We start from the raw sequence: 20,180 nt of genomic DNA, 5'->3' as shown, positions 1-20,180 counted from the left end.
AGGAGAGGGTGTTCAAGGTGGATAAACTGGCAAGCCAACAGACAGGCATCGCGGAAAGCTACACCGATGCGTATGGCAAAGAGCACATGGTTGCAGCCGCAATCAGAAACCAGATTCAGGCAATGATGGACGTTTCTGATAGCGGTAATGCACCCTTGCCGCCCGTTCGTGTCTTTTTGCAAGGCCGGGATGCGGTCATCGAGCTTGCTGGTCACGGTGAATTCCTCTGGACGCTGATGTATGAAAATGGCGGTCAAATTCAAGGACAGATCACAGGTGGTTCAACGCTGGCTCTGCCAGGTGTGCTGCCGTTGGGTTACCACTACCTGACGTTGACGCAAGCCGACCAGCGCTGGAGCTGCCGGATTATTGTCGCGCCGCCCCGCTGCTATGAACCCGAAGCCTTACTACAGGGTAAACGCTGGTGGGGCGTTACCGTCCAGCTTTACACCTTGCGCTCGCAGAATAACTGGGGCGTAGGGGATTTTGGCGATCTGCGCCAACTGGTGGAACAGATTGCCCGGCGCGGCGGTGCCTTTGTAGGGTTGAACCCGCTGCATTCTCTGTACCCCGCGCTGCCAGAGGCCGCGAGCCCTTACAGCCCTTCCTCCCGGCACTGGCTGAACATTATTTATATCGATGTGAATCGGATCGATGATTTCCAGCAAAGTAGTGAGGCGCAGGAATGGTGGCACCATGAGGATACGCAAAGCGCGGTTTCTGCGCTGCGGGCAGGGCGCTGGGTCGATTATGAACCGGTGACGTCGCTTAAGCTGACCGCTTTGCGGCTGGCTTTCCGCTACTTTATGACGCGCAGCGCGCTGGATCCGCGCATTAGCGCCTTTCGCCAGTTTGTCGTTAGCGGCGGGCAGAGCCTGCAACTTCAGGCGACGTTTGATGCGCTGCAGGCTTACCTGAAAAAACAGGGTGAGAATTACGCGGACTGGCACCAATGGCCTGCCAGTTATCATGATGTACACAGTGAAACCGTGAAATCATTCCGCCGTGAAAACAGCGAGGAAATTACGTTCTACAGTTGGCTGCAATGGGTGGCGCATGAGCAACTGGCGGAGTGCTACGCGCACAGTAAACAGCTTGGTCTGCCACTCGGTCTGTATCGCGATTTAGCCGTTGGCGTTGCACAGGGTGGTGCGGAAACTTGGGATGAACGGCAGCTCTATTGCCTTGATGCCTCTATCGGTGCACCGCCGGATCCGCTCGGGCCGCAGGGACAAGATTGGCAGCTTGCGCCGATGAACCCCACCATGCTGCAACTGCGTGGCTATCAACCGTTTATCGACGTACTGCGCAGCAACATGGCGCATTGTGGTGCGCTGCGTATCGATCATGTGATGGCGCTCTTGCGCCTGTGGTGGATACCCAAGGCGGAATCGGCGGGCAATGGGGCTTACGTGCATTATCCGGTCGACGATCTGCTGGCCGTGCTGGCGCTGGAAAGTCAGCGTCATCGCTGCCTGATTATCGGCGAGGATTTAGGCACGGTGCCGCCGGAAATTATCAGTAAGCTACATGACTACGGTATTTATTCTTACAAGGTGCTGTTCTTTGAAAAGGACGACGAGAACCACTTCCGCGCACCGGAGGATTACCCGCGTCAGGCAATGACAACCATTACCACTCACGATCTCCCGACGTTGCGCGGCTACTGGCAGACCGTGGATTTATCGCTGGGGCGAGAACTAGGGCTGTATCCAGAAGAGGTGTTGTTGCAGGAGCAGATGCATCAACGTGAGAAAGCAAAGCAGGGGCTGCTCAACGCGTTGCACGAGTTCGGGCTATTGCCGCAACGTGTTGGTCGCAACTCGGCGCTGACAACAATGGGGGCACCGCTAAGCCGTGGTGTTCATCGCTATGTCGCCGATAGCGCAAGCGCGCTGGTCGGGTTTCAATTGGAAGACTGGCTGGACATGGCTACACCAGTCAATGTACCGGGCACCAACCGTGAATATCCCAACTGGCGGCGCAAGCTCACGCGTCCGCTGGAGTCGATCTTCGCTGATCGCTGTCTGGAACGATTAGTTCGGGATGTGGATTTGCGTCGCGGTGCGCCGATGAAAGAACAGAAAGCGTAACAACCGCACGAATGCCAACCCTCCCGAAGTGGGGAGGATTGGCAGAATAAATCAGCAGGGGGAAATGAGACGCAGGAAACTTAATAGTACGAGTGAAACTTAATAATAAGAGTGCTCGCCGCGCTGGTGTTCGGTGAGATCTCTCACGCCTTTCAGCTCAGGGAAGGTTTGCAGCAGCTCTTTCTCAATCCCTTCTTTCAGCGTGACGTCAACCATAGAACAGCCGTTACAGCCGCCGCCAAATTGCAGAATCGCCAGACCATCGTCGGTAATTTCCATCAGCGTGACACGGCCGCCGTGGCCAGCCAGCTGTGGGTTGATCTGCGATTGCAGCACATACTCCACTCGCTCCATCAACGGGGCGCTGTCGTCCACTTTACGCATTTTGGCGTTCGGCGCTTTCAGCGTGAGCTGAGAACCTAGCTGGTCGGTTACGAAGTCGATTTCAGCGTCTTCCAAATAAGGCGCGCTGAGTTCGTCCACGTAAGCGGAAATCTTTTCAAACTTCAGTACGGTATCGCTGGCTTCTACGGCATCCGGCGGGCAATACGACACGCCACATTCGGCGTTTGGCGTACCTGGATTGATAACAAATACGCGAATCTGTGTGCCTTCTTCCTGTTTTGCCAACAGTTTCAGGAAATGCTCCTGAGCAGCATCGGTAATACGGATCATAATAGTAAGCTCGATAGTTGACTGCACTTATCGGTTATAATACGCCCATCCTCCCCCCGACTACAAGGTTCGGCATAAACACCAGACCTGAACGCCCGCTGCACCTTGAGCCAGCAGCAGCCTGCTGATTTCGGCTGCGGTGCTACCCGTCGTGACTACATCATCCAGTAAAACCACCTGTTGCCCAGACAGCGAGACATCACAGGAAAATGCACCCCGCAGGTTTCGCCGCCGCGCGCTGGCGCTGAGTGTTTGCTGTAGCGGCGTGCGCCGAGTGCGCTGCAATTCGTGTGGCTCGTAAGTACAGTTCAGCCAGCGAGCGAGAGGTCGAGCGAGCAGCTCGGTCTGGTTGAAGCCACGCCGCCACTGGCGGTTGCGGTGCAGGGGAACGGTAAACAGGCGATCGGGGCGGAACAGGGGAACGTGTCCGGTGAGCTTTCGTTCGCGGTAGGTCATCTGCCAGCGCAATAACAGCTGTCGGGCGAGTACCGCTGCCAGTTCGGTTTTACCGTGAAATTTGAAATGCTTCAGCAGCGTGTTGAACGGTGGCGCGTAGTCGCTGATAAAGGCCATCGATTGCCAGGGCGGCGGGTTCTGTAGACAGCGTCCGCACTGATGCGTTGTGTCGGCTGAGGGCAAACCACAGCGCGGGCAGCAGAGGGGCAAGCGGGGCAAATGGCGCTGACAGTACGAGCAAATACCCTGCTGACTGTGATGAAGCGGCAATAAGCATAGCCAGCAGCGTGCGGAGATGGTTAACATTGTTTTCCTTAAAGATCGTTTTCCCTAAATACGGTTTTCCCTGAAATATATTGACCCCATGCAAGCGTGAAGGGGGTCCCTGAGAAAGGAAGATAACTGATGGCAGCGTTGTATTGGCAGACCGAAGGCGCAGGAAATACGAATCTTGTGTTGCTGCACGGATGGGGACTGAATGCGCAGGTATGGCAAAGCATTATTGCGCGACTCGCTCCGCATTTTCGTCTGCATCGGGTCGATCTGCCGGGCTATGGCAGAAGTCAGGGATTTGGGCCGATGTCGCTGAGCGACATGGCGGACTGCGTGCTGATGCAGGCTCCGGAACGTGCCGTCTGGCTGGGGTGGTCGCTGGGCGGACTGGTTGCCAGCCAGATTGCGTTGAGCGCCCCTGCTCGGGTGGAAAAGCTGATTACCGTGGCGTCATCGCCCTGTTTCAGCGCACAGGACGGCTGGCCGGGAATCAAGCCAGACGTCTTGCAGGGGTTTCAACAGCAGCTCAGTGAAGATTTCCAGCGTACGGTCGAACGGTTTCTGGCGCTGCAAACACTGGGAACGGAAAGCGCACGGCAGGATGCCCGACTGTTAAAAAGTGTGGTGCTGGAACAACCGATGCCGTCAGTCGAGGTATTAAACGGCGGGCTGGCCATTTTGCGTGAAGCGGATTTACGCCAGCCGTTAGCCGACTTAGCCGTGCCATTCCTGCGGCTCTATGGTGCCTTGGATGGGCTAGTGCCGCGTAAGGTTGCCGGATTGCTGGATGATCAGTGGTTGGACTCAACCTCGGTCGTCATTCCAAAGGCCGCGCATGCACCGTTTATCTCGCATCCTGATGCTTTTACCGAGCAGGTGATCGCGTTTGCTCAGGCGTAGCCGACGATAATTTACATTTTCTCCTCAATTTCTCCACGATTTAGCTGACGTCGGCAGTTAAGGTAACTTGGCACCCTGTGCGCAGGGTTTTCTCTGGGTTGAATTCTGATCGATTATAAGTAGGCTGTTCGTGAAGCAGCCGCGTCAAAATAGGGCTGAGGAGTGTAGGAGAGATGGCGAACTTTTTTGTCGACCGTCCCATTTTTGCGTGGGTGCTGGCTATCCTTCTCAGCCTGTGCGGTATGTTGGCCATCAAGTCATTGCCGCTGGAACAGTATCCCGATCTGGCACCGCCCAGCGTGCGGATCACGGCGAGCTACCCCGGTGCATCGGCGCAGACGCTGGAAAATACCGTTACACAGGTTATCGAACAGAGCATGACCGGGCTGGATAACCTGATGTACATGTCCTCGGACAGCAGCAACACCGGCCAGTCCCGAATTATGCTGACCTTCGAGGCAGGCACCGATCCCGATGAAGCGCGCCAGCAGGTGCAAAACCAGCTTCAGTCGGCAACTCGCAAGCTGCCGCAGGAAGTCCAGCAGCAGGGCGTCACCGTCAGTAAAACCGGCGATACCAATATCCTGATGGTCGCGTTTGTCTCTACCGATGGCAGTATGGACAAACAGGACATCGCCGATTACGTCGCAACCAATATTCAGGAGCCGATCAGCCGCATTAGCGGAGTGGGCGAGGTCGATTCCTATGGATCGCAGTATGCGATGCGCATCTGGCTGGATCCGGCCAAACTGATGGATTATGCACTGACGACCAGCGACGTAGTGCGGGCTATCGAATCGCAGAACAGTCAGGTCTCGGTAGGGCAGGTTGGCGGCGTGCCGTCGGTGGATAATCAGGCGCTGAATGCCACGATCAACGCGCAATCGCTATTAGAGACACCGCAGCAGTTTCGCGATATCACGCTGCGTGTCAACCAAGACGGCTCTGCCGTGACGTTAGCCAATGTCGCGGAAGTCGAGCTTGGTGCAGAACGCTACGATTTTCTCAGCCGCTTCAACGGTCAGGCCGCCTCCGGTCTGGGGGTGAAGCTGGCGTCCGGTGCGAATGAGCTGGAAACCGATAAGCGCGTCAGAGAGCGTATCGAGGAGCTGTCGCAATACTTCCCACACGGACTGGAAGCCAAAATTGCCTTCGAAACCTCCCCCTTTGTAAAAGCTTCAATTACCGATGTGGTGAAAACCCTGTTTGAAGCGGTGCTGCTGGTCTTTCTGGTGATGTACCTGTTTTTGCAGAATTTCCGCGCCACCCTGATTCCCACGATTGCGGTGCCAGTGGTGTTGCTCGGCACGTTTGCCGTGCTGTATGCCTTCGGCTTTAGCCTGAACACCCTGACGATGTTCGCGATGGTGCTGGCGATTGGCCTGCTGGTTGACGATGCCATTGTGGTGGTGGAAAACGTAGAGCGAGTGATGAGCGAGGAAGGGCTCTCGCCACGGGACGCGACGCGAAAGTCGATGGGGCAGGTGCAAGGGGCGCTGGTCGGGATCGCGCTGGTGCTGTCTGCCGTGTTTGTGCCAATGGCCTTCTTTGGTGGCACCACGGGAGCGATCTACCGCCAGTTCTCCATCACGATTGTGACCTCAATGATCCTATCGGTGCTGGTGGCGATGACGCTGACGCCTGCGCTGTGTGCGACGCTGCTCAAACCGCTCGCCAAGGGCCAACACCATGGCCGTAAAGGATTCTTCGGCTGGTTTAACCAGAGCTTTACCCGCACGTCGCTGAAGTATGAACGTGGCGTCGGCAAGATATTAATCAGCAGCGGACGCTGGCTGCTGCTTTATATGGGCATCATCGGGATTATGGCCTTTCTGTTTTTCCGGCTGCCGACCTCGTTTTTGCCGCAGGAAGATCGGGGCGTGTTCACGACACAAGTACAGCTCCCACCGGGCTCGACGCAGCAGCAGACCTTACAGGTGGTCAACAAGGTCGAGCAGTACTATCTCACGCAGGAAAAAGACACCGTGACGTCTGTGTTTTCCACCATCGGCTCGGGGCCGGGTGGAAATGGGCAGAACGTCGCGCGGCTGTTTGTGCGCCTTAAAGACTGGAATGAACGCACGACGCCGGAGAGCAGCTCGTTTGCTGTGATCGAACGCGCGACCAAAGCCTTTCGCAAGATTCAGGAAGCGCGGGTGTTCGCCAGCAGCCCGCCATCGATTAACGGGCTGGGGAGTGCCGCGGGTTTCGGTATGCAGCTACAGGATCGCGGTGGGCTGGGGCACGACGCACTGATGGCGGCGCGGGATCGGTTGTTAAGTATGGCCGACAGTAATCCTGAGCTGACGCGTGTGCGTCACAATGGTCTGGACGACAGCTCGCAACTGCGGATTCATATCGATCAGCGCAAAGCGCAGGCGCTGGGCGTGTCGGTGGATGACATTAACAGCACGCTGAAAACGGGCTGGGGATCGACCTATGTGAATGACTTCCTTGACCGTGGTCGTGTGAAAAAAGTTTACGTTCAGGCGGCGGCGACGTTCCGTATGCTGCCGGACGACGTCAGTAAATGGTATGTGCGCAACAACAGCGGCGGAATGGTGCCGTTCAGCGCCTTTGCGCAAACCGTCTGGGAAACCGGATCGCCGCGCCTTGAGCGTTACAACGGTTATTCCTCGCTGGAGATTGTTGGCGAGGCGACGCCGGGCGTCAGTACCGGTACGGCGATGAATATTATGGAATCGCTGGTGGGGCAACTGCCGGAAGGCTTTGGATTGCAATGGACGGGCATGTCGTTGCAGGAGCGGTTGAGCGGGGCGCAGGCACCGGCGCTGTATGCCATTTCGCTGCTGGTGGTGTTCCTGTGTCTGGCCGCGCTGTATGAAAGCTGGACGGTGCCGTTCTCCGTCATGCTGGTGGTGCCGATGGGCGTGCTGGGGGCGCTGGTGGCAACCTGGGCACGCGGTCTGGAAAACGATGTCTATTTTCAGGTTGGGCTACTGACGGTGGTCGGGCTATCAGCGAAGAACGCCATCCTGATCGTGGAATTCGCCAACGAAATGAACCAGAAAGGGAAGGATCTGGTTGAGGCCACGCTGGAGGCCTCCCGCCAGCGACTGCGGCCGATATTGATGACGTCACTGGCGTTTATTTTCGGCGTCCTACCAATGGCGACCAGCAGCGGCGCGGGCTCAGCCAGTCAGCATGCGGTGGGGACGGGCGTGATCGGTGGCATGCTAGCCGCGACCTTCCTTGCCATCTTCTTCGTGCCGCTGTTCTTTGTCGTCGTGCGCCGCCGCTTTCCGCCGAAGGAGAAGGCATGATGGAGCTATAGTGGTTGCCTTCGTCATTAATAAAGACGAGTAATGCACTTGTCTGACTACTCTCTTAACGGTGCGTGGTCAGACAACAATTTTATCGTCTGTGTGTGATGCAATTAACCTGGAACTGGCGAGTACATTCATTACAGCGTGCTACCAAATAAATAGGTGTGAAATTATTTATTCAATATTTCATACTCATGATAATTAAATATGCGACTGCTAAGTAAAAGCAGTAATGATATTATCTTTGATCTTTAAAATATTTTATGATAGAAATTTATTTAGGATGTATTAACTTTCAATGGAATGAATAGGAGTAGTAAATGGCTAGTATTATCTATTTAAAAATTAACGGTGAGAGACAAGGCCTCATATCGGCAGGCGCATCCTCGGTAGATTCGATTGGTAATAAATATCAATCAGGGCATGAGGATGAAATTTTCATATATGAGTTAATGAATCAATTTACGCGACTGGAAAATGTATCTCTTCATCCTGTTGATATAAGAAAACCAATAGATAAATCCACACCGCTTTTAGCTCAGGCTTTGAATGATAAAGAAAAATTAAATTGCGAATTTTTATTGTATAGAACGTCATCCTTGGGTGGGCATGAAGTTTTTTTTAAAATATCTTTAAAAGATGCGATTGTTAACGATATTCGTTATTTTTATCCCCACTCATTGACGGATAATGATGGTCAACCTCAGGAAAATGTATCATTTAAATTTTCATCAATAACATTGGAGCATGTTATTGCTCGTACGAGTAGTTATATGCTATGGAGTGATTCAATTTATTGATTTTTAGAAATCCAAGGACGGATAAAGTAAATGAGTAAGCGATCAGAAATATTGGATGTCAATCAGGTAATATCAGCGAAGTATGGTATCATTTACACCGAAATATTAGGTTGGGTAGACTTGGGGCATGCATCAGGTGATGACATCAGGAGTGTTTTGTCTCAAATGGAATTAGGTGAAAGTAAGCTCGATAAGTTTTATCATATTCGTTATGAACAAAACATGTTTGTTAAACGAAAGCTGGCAGGTACTGCTAAGTACAGTCTTTGGAAAATACGCCGAGGACGCTTACTATCTGAACGCCATAGTATCGCTCTTGCTATGATGATGAGAACGGGCATAGCATTTGAAGGAATGCAAGATAGTTGGCCTTTTAGCTGGGCTACAGACAGTGGCTTTAGTGGAGAAGACCTCGTGTCTGATTTGCTTGGGTTTTATCGAGCAATCCATGGTAAAAATTATCTTTCTGACTTAAAACCTGTTAGCAAGAGTGAGTCAATTAAACGATGGGATTATTATGGCGCTGTTGGCAACTTTAAGAATAAAGGGTTTAGGCCTTTGTTGTTTCCTGATCCATCAAAATCACCAAACGCAAGGCCTTATATAGGTGAATTACCCAGTTTTATGAAATCAGTGAAGCCATATTCAAATTTCGATTCTGGTGATGTCGTAATTGTAAATGACAGTGATTTTGGAGTATATTTAAACAATAAGAGGGTCTATGGGGATTAATAAGGGTATTGTTTTTTTTTTGCTTTTATGGCGATGGCAATATGTGCATTAATTAAACTAATGACTATTGATAGTCTTTCTTATACAAAGGAAAATTGGTTTTATGACCATTTCTTCTCAATGGAAGTTATAAGGGAGGCTCCCCTTGTCTCTCAGAATTATTACATAACCTATTCAGCCCATGATGGCAACAAACCTGAGGCAAATATAATATTTTTTATGGGGACAGTTGACCAATTAAAATTGGAAAGCTATTTAATAGCTAAAGGATTTATTCCTGAAAATATTGATGCTAATACTATCCTCTGGCGTTCGCTGTCTTATAGTGAATATGACGTTTATCTTAGTGTCTACCCTGATAAAAAAGAAATTATTATGGCGGCAGTCGCTCTTGATTAGGGGAAATATAACGACAGTGCTAGTTTTTGCTTTTATCCCCGTCATACTTGAAGTTGTCGGTTCTCTGAGTTTTCCTGCTTACCCTATATTCTAAATAATTTAAGTTACGCGATGGCGACCAGCAGCGGTGCAGGCTCAGCCAGCCAGCATGCGGTGGGGACGGGCGTGATCGGTGGCATGCTAGCCGCGACCTTCCTTGCCATCTTCTTCGTGCCGCTGTTCTTTGTCGTCGTGCGCCGCCGCTTTCCGTTAAAGGAAAGAGCGGAGTAGGTTAGATATAAGTGAAATAATTTATGGTGAAATTCATCAAACTGTAAAAAAAGATAACTACGTTATGTCCTGCTAAATGACGCAACCAAGGACATAACAATGAAAGCTCGCTGGTTACTGCCTTTACTGGTTTCTGCTGCTTTACCGGGGATGGTGAAGGCTCAGGCTATTTATCCCATTGACCGCGCCACCATGCTAGCAGGCGGAAAATTCGATTTTAAAGTCGAGTTTGATGAAGTACTTAAGCCAGAAGATATCCGTATTCTGATCAACGGCAAGGATTACCAGCAGGTGCTGGGCAAAACGGCATCGTTTGTTGAGCGTGAAGACGGCGGCAACGCATCCACGATCTGGCTGCGCGACGTGAACTTGCCGGAAGCAGGCAAGTATGTGGTCGAGGCGGAAGCCAAAGGCAAAAAGACGCAGGTGAACTGGGACGTTTATTCGGCGTCCGGTACGCGTAAAGCCAAAAACGTCATTCTGTTCATCGGCGATGGCCTGTCCGTTGCGCACCGTACTGGCGCACGCATCCTGTCCAAAGGGGTGACGGAAGGGAAAGCCGACGGTCGTCTGGCAATTGATGACCTGCAATATATGGCGTTTGCCGGTACATCCAGTACCGACTCTATCGCGGCCGACAGCGCCAACACCATGAGCGCCTACATGACCGGTCACAAATCCGGTGTGAACGCACTGGGTGTGTACGTCAGCCGTAGCAAAAATTCACTGGAACACCCGAAGCAGGAAACGCTGGGTGAACTGCTGACCCGTTCTACCAAGATGTCTGTCGGCGTCGTCAGCGATGCTGAACTTCAGGACGCCACACCAGCGGCAGTTGTCTCTCATACTCGCCGTCGCGCGGATAAAGCCGAAATCGTCGAGATGTTCTACAACGTGCAGCCTACCGTCATGCTGGGCGGCGGTTCTGCTTACTTCCTGCCAAAAAGCACGCCGGGTTCTAAGCGTAAAGACGAAACCAACTACGTTGAGAAATTCCAGCAGGCGGGTTATTCACTGGTTACCGACGCAGATTCACTGAAGAAAAACGCGGCGCAGGCTACCAAGCTGCTGGGGCTGTTCCACACTGGCAACATGGATGGCGTAATCGATCGTCGTTTCCTGAAAAATGACGTCGCCAAGAAATTCCCGAACCAGCCTGACCTGACGGACATGACGCAGGCGGCGCTGGATGTGCTGTCCAAAAACCAAGACGGCTTCTTCCTGATGGTGGAATCTGCACTGATCGACAAAGCGTCTCACCCATTGGATTGGGAACGCGCCTTTACTAACACCATCATGCTGGATCAGTCTGTCGCGATCGCCAAGAAATTCGCCGAGAAAAACCCGGATACGATGATTATCGTGACGGGCGACCATACGCACGGCCTGTCCATCATCGGCACGGTAGATGACAACAAACCGGGCACTGAGATGCGTGAGAAGGTCGGCGTGTATGAAGATGCGGGCTACCCGAACTATAAGGATGCCAATAAAGACGGCTATCCGGATGACCTGAACGTTTCTAAACGTCTGGCCGTGTTCTTCAACAACTTCCCTGACTATTACGAGACGTTCCGTCCGAAGCTGGATGGCCAGTTCGTTCCTGCTATCAAGAACGAAAAAGATGAATACGTTGCCAACAAAGCCTACGAGAAAGTGCAGGGTGCGGTATTCCGCGAAGGGATTCTGCCACGTTCTTCCGATACGGGCGTTCATGCCGTTGACGATATGGTGATTCAGGCGAGTGGCCCCGGTGCAGAGCGTATCCGTGGTTACATGGAAAACACCGATCTGTTCCGGGTGATTGTTGATGCACTGGCGGTGAAACCGCAGGACAAAAAGTAACCCTACGACGCTATGAATAATGCGAAATGTAGCAAAGCGGGGGCAACCCCGCTTTTATTCTCTTGGTTGCGTGCGGTGCTGGTGCTCCTTCTTCTTAGTGGCATCACCCCGGTAAACGCCGCGCAGTCTGAACTCTCCTTCGATAAGCTGTACGCCTCTTACGGCGTGCTGGGTCTGGAGTTCTCCAATGACGTCAAAGCGCTCTCCGGTAAACGGGTCAAGATGCGTGGCTTTATGGCACCGCCGCTCAAGGCGGAGTCACAATTCTTTGTCTTAACCAAAATGCCGATGGCGCTGTGCCCCTTCTGTTCGTCTGATGCGGACTGGCCTGAAGATATCCTCGTCGTTTACCTCGCCAAACGTCAGACCTTCGTACAGAACAACACCATGATTGAGGTGGAAGGCGTGCTGGAACACGGATCGTGGACCGACCCTGAAACGGGTTTTGTCAGCCTGCTGCGACTGCGTGAAGCCACGTTCGATACCCTTTAGGAGCGCCGATGGCTGAGTTATTGATTCAACACCTGAGTGTGACCTTCCCCGATACGTCCGAGGCGGTGCTGGATATTCCCGCGCTGTCTATTCGTTCTGGCGAGCGGGTCGCGGTGATGGGGCCTTCCGGCTCCGGTAAGACCACGCTGGTGAATGCCATCACCGGGATGGATCACAGCGGAACGGGCTGTGTGCAGTGGGAAAAGCAGGATATCTGGCAGATGAACGAAGCGGAACGCGACCGCTGGCGGGCACAACACATCGGGCTGGTGATGCAGGACTTCCATCTTTTTCCCGGACTGAGTGCGATAGAGAACGTCTTACTGCCCGCGCAGTTTCACCACTGGCGGATCCCTGCGGCGCTCAGGCAGCGGGCGGCAGATCTGCTGGCGCAGGTCGGGCTGGATACCGCGAAACGTCCGATTGAAGTGCTATCACGCGGCGAGAAGCAGCGGGTTGCCGTCGCGAGAGCCTTGCTCAGCAAACCAGACATCATCGTCGCCGATGAACCCACGGCCAGTCTGGATGCGCAGAGCGGTGAGCAGATTGCCGATCTGCTGGTGACGCTGGCGCGCGATAGCCGGGCGACGCTTATCGCTATTACGCACGATGCGCGTCTGGCATCACAGATGTCGCGCCGTATTCAACTGGAAAAAGGACGCCTCGTGGCGGACACGCAGTATCGGGAGGATCGCGCATGATTCCTTGGCGTCTTATCTGGGTCGACTGGCGTCGGCTCTGGCCGGGTGTGCTGGTCGTGGTGTTGCTGATCGCGACGGCGACAGCGTTAAGTATTTCGGTGAGTTTGCAGGAAAGAGCGCTGCGTATGGGCAGCGCCAAAGCGGCTGACCGTTTCGATCTGGTGATCGGCGCGCCGGGGAGTGAAACCCAACTGGTACTGTCGTCCGTGTTCCTGCAACCGTCGGCGCTGACGCTGATTCCTGCGCAGGTGTTGACCGATCTGGAGAAGAACCCGCTGGTCGCCTGGGCCGCACCGGTTGCGTTTGGTGATTTCTATCAGGGGATGCCGATTGTCGGCACCACACCGCCACTGGTCACGGATAACGGTAAGCGACAACTTACCGCCGGACGTGTGTTCAACGACGGCTTTGAAGCCGTGGTGGGGGCGCAAACGGGGCTGACGGTTGGGAGTACATTTAGCCCTATTCATGGTCAGGTGGGTACGGAAGGGGCGCACGCGCACGATGACGTCACCTACACCGTAGTCGGTGTTTTGCCTGCTGACGGCAGCGCGTGGGATAAAGCGATTCTGGTACCAGTGAACGCGGTGTGGCGAGTACACGGTATCCATCCACCGCATGGTGCGGACGATGATCACGACCATAATGAGCATGCCGATCATGATCATGGCGCACATGAGCATGAGGGGGAACATGATCATGAGAGTGAACATGACGGCCATGCGCATGATGAAACTGAGCATGCCGATGAGCATCACAACGACGCTCATCCAGCGGAAGGCGCGGAAAGTGATGATCATCATGCTGCTGTCGCTCAGCCGGTAACGGCTCCACACGATGACGAGCACGGCGAAGCAGAAGCTCACGGGCACGCGCATCAGGCTGGTTTGCCCGCGATTGTCGTTAAACCAAAAACGATCGTTGGCGCTTATCAACTGCGTTCGCTGTACCGCAGCAACACGACGCTGGCGGTGTTCCCCGGAGAAGTGCTGGTGAAGCTTTACTCGATGCTGGGCGATATTCGTGAACTACTGACCTATATCTCGCTGGGTACGCAGGGGTTAGTCGGTGTTGCGGTGGCGATGGTGGCGGTTATCCATCTGCGGCAGCGGCAGAAACAGATTGGCGCACTCCGTGCCTTTGGCGCGCCGCGCTACGGCATTTTCACGCTGATTTGGAGCGGGTTGATGTCGCTGGTGAGCGTCGGCGTGCTGCTGGGCGTCGGGCTGGGTTATCTTGCTGCCCGTGCGATTGCGGTGGTCATGAGCGAGAAAAGCGGCTTCGTCCTGCCAGTGACGCTGGAATGGGAGGATATCCACTTCGTCCTGCTCCTGTTGCTGGTTGCCGCCGTGGTTCTCACCATCCCCGCGATGCTGTCTTACCGCCAATCTCCTGCTACGGCGCTGCGTGGCGAGTAAGTCTCTACGAGCCGTATTGGCATCGGGCGTGTGATTTCTGCGCCCGGTGCTGTCCTTCGGTATCTTACCAAGGCGACATAAAAAAACAGGGTGAACATCGTTCACCCTGCTGCATTTTACTCTCTTGGCGTGATGCCAGAGGGGATTAGCGTAAATCCAACATCGCGATATGGTCCATATCGTCAAACGTCAGGTTTTCGCCGATCATGCCCCAGATAAAGGCATAGTTTTTGGTGCCGACACCGGTGTGAATCGACCAGCTAGGGGAGATCACCGCCTGTTCGTTATGCATCACCAGATGGCGCGTTTCATGCGGTTCACCCATCATATGGAAAACAATGGTGTCTTCCGCCATATCAAAATAGAAGTACACTTCCATTCTGCGCTCATGGGTATGCGTCGGCATGGAATTCCAGTTGCTGCCTTCCGCCAGACGCGTTAATCCCATACTCAGTTGGCAGGTTTCCACCACTTCCGGCACCAGATATTTGCAAATCGTCCGCTTGTTACAGGTTTTGACATCGCCCAGCGGTGCTTTGATCGCATCGTCTTGCGTAATGATACGTGTCGGGAAAACGGCATGCGCTGGTGCGCTGTTATAATACAGTTTCGCTGGCTTGGCGCTGTCCAGACTGCTGAACGCTAAGGCTTTGGCTCCCTTTCCGACATAGAGCGCTTCCTCATTGCCAACCTCGTAGCTTGTACCGTCGATGACAATTTTTGCCGGGCCGCCGATATTGATAAGCCCCAGCTCGCGACGCTCAAGAAAATAGTTCACGCCAAATTGTTTGCCGATGCCATCATCAAACGTTATCTCGCCGTCCACCGGCATGATCCCGCCCACCACAATACGGTCGATGTGGCTGTAGGTCATGGTGTATTGGTTTGGCGTAAATATCTGCTCAATAAGAAATTTCTTTCTCAGCTCAGTGGTATCAAGCGTTTTCGCATGTTCACTGTGTACACTTTGTCGTACGTCCATTTTGCTACCTTCTTATGCGGTTTTAGGTGAAAAGCGTTTTGCCCATACTGCCGTAAGGATGGGCACCAGTACTGATGTCACGATCACACTGGTGGCGACTAACGCTGTTGCCTGTTGAGCGACCGGAGCGAATTCCGGAGCCATATTCGCGATCAACAGGGGAGTGGCGACGGCGGCACCGGCGCTGCTGGATGCGGCTACGCCTGCGGTGCCATTACCACCGCCGATAAATTTATCTGCCAGAATCAACGGGATGCCTGTAACAACAATCACCAACAGGCCGAGGAAGAGTCCTGCGAAGCCCGTCTGGAGGATCACTGATAAATTAATGGTGTTACCTAACGCAAAGGCGAAGAAAGGAATCAGCGTTTGTACTGAATTACCGAACAGCTTTCTCAAGTCCGGGTCCAGGTTGCCCAGTACAAAACCAATCAGGAAAGGCAGTACGGCACCGACAAATAACTGAGGTTCAAAGGTCGCGATACCGCTGGCACCCAGAATGACCATAGTCATCAACGGACCGGATTCCAGAGACATCAGTACGAAGGCACCGGCTTCTTCTTTCGAACCGTATTGGTTCATCAATGCAGCGTACAAACCGCCGTTAGTCATGTCCATTGCTGCGACCAGCGCCAGCACGGAGATCCCAGCCAGCATCCCGTTTTGGATGCCGTCACCCGGCAAGAATGTGCCAGCGATCAGCGCCACAACCCAGGCGGTGGCGATTTTGGTGACCACCAGAACGCCTGATTTTCTCAGCATCGTTCCCGTTGCTTTAAATTCAATGGATGCGCCCATGCAGAAAAACCATACCGCCAGAATAGGGATAGTGCCAGTAATCAGGCCGTTACTGAAGGAACCTAAGTATTTCCCAGCCCCTGGCGTAAAGGTATTACATAGCGCGCCCAAAAAGAGCGGCACTAGCATTAATCCCCCAGGGATTTTATCAATAGCTTGTTTTATTTTCATAAAAGACCTCATTAAAAGATAAAAGCATGTTCAGCCCGCTTTCAGTGAAAGCAGATAGAGTATTGGTATTTAGTAATAAATAGGGGGGAGTAAAACCCAAGGGGTTATTACCCGATTTCATTAACTAGTGAAGATGGTTGTCCCCATTATAAAATTGATAATTAATATTATTTGTTGTTTTGATATTTATGGCCATTCCCCTATTTTTAGTTATAGGTGGCCTTCCCGTAACACTTGATTAGCGTTTACAGGTATTTATGTCGTGAAATATTCGTCATGCTGATTTTTTCATGACTGTATTCACAAATTAAAATTTACTCTGGTTATTTTCGATAAATATATTATCTACTATCAATATTCCGACTGTTAATATGCGCGGTAATCGCTTTACTGGTTTTAATCAGGCTTGCCAGATGTTTTTCTTTTTTTCCATTAGCATATTGCGACTGCATACCGTTAACGCCGATAGCGGCGATGACTTCACCATTTTGGTTAAAGATCGGCGCAGCCATGCAGCAGATCTCTTCTATATCTTCGCCGTCGTCTATTGCCCAACCCTGTTCCTTGACGATTTTAAGATGTTGTAGGAAATCTTCTTTGTTGGTAATCGTCCGGGGCGTCAAATACTCAAAGGTGCAATCGGCAATCAATGATTCAATTCTTTCCTGGGGCAGCCAGGCGACGAGCACTTTCCCCAGAGACATACGGTTAAATACAATTTTCTTACCTTCCCAGGATGTTTTTACGATGGCCTTGGGAGATTCCACTTTACTCAGGAAGAAACCGTTATCGCCATCCATAATACCAAGATGGCAGGTCAACTCTGTCTCTTTGACTAATTCATGCATAAAGTTAATCGTGTCTTTACGCAGATCAATATTCTTTATTACCAAACCGCCAAGCTCAAACAGTCTTAACCCTAAAACATAACGACCGTCAGCGCGCTGACGTAACAATTGCGTCACCACCAGCACTTCCAGTAGATGATGTACGCTGCTTTTGGGGATAGACAAATCAGTGCAAATCTCAGTGAAGCTGGCTTCGTCATGTTTGGCGATATAGTCAATAATCATCACTAAACGGACGGCTGCCGGCGCTTTACTGTGTTCGAGCTGTTGGAATATATTCATGATGTTCTATATATAAAACTATGGTTTCCTATATAGAACAATAATAACGCAACGGTAATTTATTTACCTAGATGTAGATCACAAAACAATTGTGAAGTGGTTGAATATTTCAATATAAATAAAACGCAGTTTTATTAGGGAAACAGAATAGCGATATTTTGGCAGGAAAGATGCCTGACCTGATGAAAACGAGGTCAGGCATCTTTTAAATAATAGTGAGGGCTGCGTTAACGCTTTTTAAAGGCGGCGGCTAGGGCGTCGCCCATCGCGCTGTTGCCTGCGGCAGGGGCGCTAGCGGGACGAGGACGTGATTTACCGGCTGGCTGACGCGATGACGTATTGCTATCGCCACGCGCATTGCCACCGCCACGGCGTGATGCGGTGTCGCCTGGCTGCTCATCAAGGCGCATGGTCAGCGCGATACGCTTACGTTGCAGATCCACTTCCATCACTTTCACTTTGACGATATCGCCTGCTTTTACGACCTTGTGCGGATCGTCGACGAAATGGTCGGCCAGTGACGAAATGTGTACTAAGCCATCCTGATGGACGCCGATATCCACAAACGCGCCAAAGTTGGTGACGTTGGTGACTGCGCCTTCCAGAATCATGCCCGGCAGCAGATCGTTTAAGGTTTCCACCCCGTCGGCGAAGCTGGCGGTTTTGAACTCAGGGCGCGGATCGCGACCCGGTTTTTCCAGCTCTTTGATGATATCGGTCACTGTTGGTACGCCGAAACGCTCGTCGGTGAAATCTGAGGGTTTCAGGTTACGCAGCGCGTTGGGATTCCCCATCAATTCCTGCAACGCCTGTTCCGTCGCGGCCAGAATACGCTCCACAATCGGATAGGCTTCCGGGTGAACGGTAGAGGCATCTAGTGGGTTATTGCCGTGGTTGATGCGCAGGAAGCCTGCACACTGTTCAAAGGCTTTTGGCCCCAGACGGCTGACTTTCAGCAGCTGTTCGCGGTTATGGAAGCGGCCATTCTCATCACGCCAGGTCACAATATTCTGCGCCATCATGCGCGTCAGCCCGGCGACACGCGTTAACAGCGCCACGGATGCGGTGTTCAGATCAACGCCGACGGCGTTTACGCAGTCTTCGACCACCGCATCCAGCTTCTTCGCCAGCAGGCTTTGGCTTACGTCATGCTGATACTGACCCACGCCGATAGATTTCGGATCGATCTTCACCAGTTCCGCCAGCGGATCCTGCAAACGACGGGCGATAGACACCGCACCGCGCAGCGAGACATCCAGATCGGGGAATTCCAGCGCGGCCAGCTCGGACGCGGAGTACACCGACGCGCCCGCTTCGCTGACGATCACTTTCTGTGCTTTGATATCCGGGAACTGCTTCTGCGTGTCGAGGAAGAAACGCTCGGTTTCACGTGAGGCGGTGCCGTTGCCAATTGCCACCAGCTCAACCTGATATTTGAGGCACAGTGCGGCGATGATTGGTGCTGATTTGGCTGCCTGACCGGTATGCGGATAAATCGTGTCGGTCGCGACTAGCTTGCCGGTAGCATCCACTACCGCCACTTTTACGCCAGTACGCAGGCCGGGATCGAGACCCATCGTGGCGCGCATGCCCGCCGGAGCGGCCATCAGCAGGTCGTGCATGTTGCGGGCGAAAACGTTGATCGCTTCGTCTTCGGCCTTTTCACGCACGCTGCCCATCAGTTCGGTTTCAAGGTGCAGCAGCACTTTAATGCGCCACGTCCAGCTAATGACGGCGCGTCGCCAGCTGTCTGCTGCGGCATTCCCTAAACGCAGGTTCAGGTGGTCGATAATAATCTGTTCGCAGTAGCTCTCGCGCGGCGCTTCTTCGTGCTGCGGATCGGCGTTCAACGCCAGTTGCAGCACACCTTCGTTACGGCCACGAAACATCGCCAGCGCGCGGTGTGAAGGCACCTGAGCAATCGGCTCGTGATGATCAAAATAGTCACGGAACTTCGCGCCTTCTTCCTCTTTCCCTTCCACGACGCGGGAAACCAGATGGGCGTTCTTCCACAGATAGTTACGCACTTTTGCCAGCAGCGTGGCGTCTTCGGCAAAGCGTTCCATCAGAATGTAACGTGCGCCGTCCAGCGCGGCTTTCACGTCCGCGACGCCTTTCTCGACATCGACATAAGCCTGTGCCGTCAGCTCCGGCTCCTGGCTCGGGTCTTGCCATAGGCTATCGGCCAGTGGTTCCAAACCGGCTTCAATCGCGATTTGTCCACGCGTGCGGCGTTTAGGTTTGTACGGCAGGTAGAGGTCTTCCAGCTCGGTTTTGCTCAGCGTACCTTTTATGGCGGTAGCGAGCTGCGCGGTTAACTTTCCCTGATCGTCGATGGATTTCAGAATAGTCTGGCGTCGGTCTTCCAGTTCACGCAGGTAACCGAGGCGTGTTTCGAGCTGGCGCAGTTGGGTGTCATCCAGCCCGCCGGTCACTTCTTTACGGTAACGGGCGATAAAAGGGACGGTGTTTCCTTCGTCCAGCAGGCGGACTGCCGCGTCTACCTGCTCCGTACGCGCCTGCAATTCGCTGGCGATAATGTGGCTTAATGAATCATTCATGGGTCTGATATCAATCGTCATCAAGTGAATTAAATAAGTGGGGACAGTTATACGGATTGAGCGTGCAAAATGCCAGCCGCTGCCGTCTGGAAAACGCGGATGATCTCGCGTTGTTCAGTGCAACAAAATTTACCTACATCAATATTCCGTCAGATTCTTGCAACCCACTCACGATTTTAGCGTATGACATACGTTGG

At 52.8% G+C, this 20,180-nt stretch carries 16 protein-coding genes and 1 pseudogene; 11 read left to right on the top strand and 6 right to left on the bottom strand.

What is annotated here, in order from left to right; all coding sequences use genetic code 11:
• The first annotated feature begins 8 nt into the window (after positions 1 to 8).
• Entirely contained in the window at positions 9 to 2,093 is a 2,085-nt protein-coding gene (gene malQ / locus EO763_RS20380) for a 4-alpha-glucanotransferase (protein WP_161530029.1), read from the top strand.
• Between the two features lie 99 nt (positions 2,094 to 2,192).
• Here the strand turns inward: malQ and nfuA are convergent, their stop codons facing one another.
• Both nfuA and gntX read right to left on the bottom strand, forming a co-directional pair.
• Positions 2,193 to 2,768, bottom strand: a complete 576-nt coding sequence (gene nfuA, locus EO763_RS20375; protein ID WP_039304954.1) for a Fe-S biogenesis protein NfuA — start codon at positions 2,766 to 2,768, stop codon at positions 2,193 to 2,195.
• A 60-nt stretch (positions 2,769 to 2,828) separates the two neighbouring features.
• A complete protein-coding gene (gene gntX, locus EO763_RS20370) occupies positions 2,829 to 3,530 on the bottom strand; it encodes a DNA utilization protein GntX (RefSeq protein ID WP_044205413.1) in 702 nt (233 codons plus the stop codon).
• 99 nt (positions 3,531 to 3,629) lie between these two features.
• Here gntX and bioH point away from each other — a divergent pair, with 99 nt between their 5' ends.
• The 10 genes and pseudogenes from bioH (at position 3,630) to EO763_RS20320 (ending at position 14,341) form a co-directional block, all read left to right on the top strand.
• Positions 3,630 to 4,397, top strand: coding sequence for a pimeloyl-ACP methyl ester esterase BioH (bioH, locus tag EO763_RS20365; protein ID WP_161530028.1), 768 nt, complete (start codon positions 3,630 to 3,632; stop codon positions 4,395 to 4,397).
• Positions 4,398 to 4,570: 173 nt separating this feature from the next.
• Positions 4,571 to 7,681 carry a multidrug efflux RND transporter permease AcrD gene (gene acrD, locus EO763_RS20360; RefSeq protein WP_161530027.1) on the top strand — a complete coding sequence of 1,037 codons (3,111 nt, stop codon included), beginning with the start codon at positions 4,571 to 4,573 and terminating at the stop codon, positions 7,679 to 7,681.
• A gap of 323 nt (positions 7,682 to 8,004) precedes the next feature.
• Positions 8,005 to 8,484 (top strand): Hcp family type VI secretion system effector, encoded by a 480-nt coding sequence (locus EO763_RS20355; RefSeq protein WP_102116891.1) that lies wholly within the window; start codon positions 8,005 to 8,007, stop codon positions 8,482 to 8,484.
• A gap of 30 nt (positions 8,485 to 8,514) precedes the next feature.
• The gene (locus EO763_RS20350) at positions 8,515 to 9,216 is read left to right on the top strand and encodes a hypothetical protein (RefSeq protein ID WP_161530026.1); all 702 of its coding nucleotides are present in this window, start codon (positions 8,515 to 8,517) and stop codon (positions 9,214 to 9,216) included.
• A gap of 60 nt (positions 9,217 to 9,276) precedes the next feature.
• Positions 9,277 to 9,615 carry a hypothetical protein gene (locus EO763_RS20345; protein ID WP_244322025.1) on the top strand — a complete coding sequence of 113 codons (339 nt, stop codon included), beginning with the start codon at positions 9,277 to 9,279 and terminating at the stop codon, positions 9,613 to 9,615.
• A 108-nt stretch (positions 9,616 to 9,723) separates the two neighbouring features.
• Positions 9,724 to 9,885: pseudogene (locus EO763_RS23990) on the top strand (efflux RND transporter permease subunit); the annotation flags it as partial.
• A 99-nt stretch (positions 9,886 to 9,984) separates the two neighbouring features.
• Positions 9,985 to 11,730, top strand: a complete 1,746-nt coding sequence (locus EO763_RS20335) for an alkaline phosphatase (protein WP_161530025.1) — start codon at positions 9,985 to 9,987, stop codon at positions 11,728 to 11,730.
• 12 nt (positions 11,731 to 11,742) lie between these two features.
• Positions 11,743 to 12,222, top strand: a complete 480-nt coding sequence (locus tag EO763_RS20330) for a hypothetical protein (protein ID WP_161530024.1) — start codon at positions 11,743 to 11,745, stop codon at positions 12,220 to 12,222.
• 8 nt (positions 12,223 to 12,230) lie between these two features.
• Positions 12,231 to 12,923, top strand: a complete 693-nt coding sequence (locus EO763_RS20325) for an ABC transporter ATP-binding protein (protein ID WP_161530023.1) — start codon at positions 12,231 to 12,233, stop codon at positions 12,921 to 12,923.
• Positions 12,920 to 14,341 carry an FtsX-like permease family protein gene (locus EO763_RS20320; protein WP_161530022.1) on the top strand — a complete coding sequence of 474 codons (1,422 nt, stop codon included), beginning with the start codon at positions 12,920 to 12,922 and terminating at the stop codon, positions 14,339 to 14,341. The genes EO763_RS20325 and EO763_RS20320 overlap by 4 nt, the downstream gene beginning before the upstream one ends.
• Before the next feature lie 145 nt (positions 14,342 to 14,486).
• On the opposite strand, the gene kduI is transcribed toward EO763_RS20320, so the two are convergent.
• The 4 genes from kduI to EO763_RS20300 all read right to left on the bottom strand — a co-directional run bounded on the left by kduI (position 14,487) and on the right by EO763_RS20300 (position 19,983).
• Positions 14,487 to 15,323 (bottom strand): 5-dehydro-4-deoxy-D-glucuronate isomerase, encoded by an 837-nt coding sequence (gene kduI / locus EO763_RS20315; protein WP_039541681.1) that lies wholly within the window; start codon positions 15,321 to 15,323, stop codon positions 14,487 to 14,489.
• A 12-nt stretch (positions 15,324 to 15,335) separates the two neighbouring features.
• Positions 15,336 to 16,292: a 2-keto-3-deoxygluconate transporter gene (gene kdgT / locus EO763_RS20310; protein WP_161530021.1), complete on the bottom strand. Its 957-nt coding sequence runs from the start codon at positions 16,290 to 16,292 to the stop codon at positions 15,336 to 15,338.
• A 341-nt stretch (positions 16,293 to 16,633) separates the two neighbouring features.
• Positions 16,634 to 17,422, bottom strand: a complete 789-nt coding sequence (locus tag EO763_RS20305; RefSeq protein ID WP_010308986.1) for an IclR family transcriptional regulator — start codon at positions 17,420 to 17,422, stop codon at positions 16,634 to 16,636.
• 227 nt (positions 17,423 to 17,649) lie between these two features.
• Positions 17,650 to 19,983 carry a Tex family protein gene (locus tag EO763_RS20300; RefSeq protein ID WP_161530020.1) on the bottom strand — a complete coding sequence of 778 codons (2,334 nt, stop codon included), beginning with the start codon at positions 19,981 to 19,983 and terminating at the stop codon, positions 17,650 to 17,652.
• Positions 19,984 to 20,180 lie beyond the last annotated feature (197 nt).

Source organism: Pectobacterium odoriferum (assembly GCF_009931295.1).
GTDB classification, from domain to species: Bacteria; Pseudomonadota; Gammaproteobacteria; order Enterobacterales; family Enterobacteriaceae; genus Pectobacterium; species Pectobacterium odoriferum.
Note: the sequence above shows the minus strand (reverse complement) of the source record. Positions and strands in the feature narration are given on the sequence as shown.